1 protein-coding gene is annotated in these 618 nt (G+C 40.0%); it reads left to right on the forward strand.

The genetic code is table 11. The annotated features are described in order from the left end of the window. Window positions 1-207: 207 nt before the first annotated feature. Window positions 208-618: transposase (locus C7Y47_RS24700; RefSeq protein WP_142511132.1), on the forward strand; the 411-nt coding region annotated here is incomplete at its 3' end.

Here is a 618-nt window from a genome sequence, read left to right on the forward strand (position 1 = left end):
CTACTGTTGTTTTCCGAAGCATTCCGCTCGCTTTCCGCGGGCGAGCGCCGAGCCTCCTCCTACGCTTCGCTTCGTGCGGGGTCTCGTCTGTCTCGCTTTCCCGCAGGAGTCGAGCGATGCTTCTCCAAACAACGCAATGTATCACACTATTATTTTAGTCACGCTTTCCTTTATAATAAAAGAATTAATGTGCAGGTGGTGCCCCCGATGATTTCAAATCAAGAAACCCTTAATTTAAGTCCATATATGGCGATCTACGATATTGTTGTGCCAAAAGATAATATACTTCGCCAAATCAATGAACTTGTTGATTTTTCATTCATTTTAGAAGAGTTAAAAACAAAATATTGTTTAGACAATGGACGTAATGCCATTCCTCCAATTCGTATGTTTAAGTACTTATTATTAAAAGCAATTTATGATGTATCAGACGTCGACCTTGTAGAGCGTTCAAAGTACGATATGTCATTCAAATATTTCTTGGATATGGCGCCAGAAGATCCAGTCATTGATTCAAGTTCACTTACAAAATTTCGTCGGCTTCGTCTTCAAGACGTAAGCTTATTAGACATGCTCATTGGGAAAACAGTTGAGATCGCATTGGAGAAAAAAATCATC

Origin of the sequence: Lysinibacillus sphaericus, from assembly GCF_006864135.1 — a bacterium.
GTDB lineage: Bacteria > Bacillota > Bacilli > Bacillales_A > Planococcaceae > Lysinibacillus.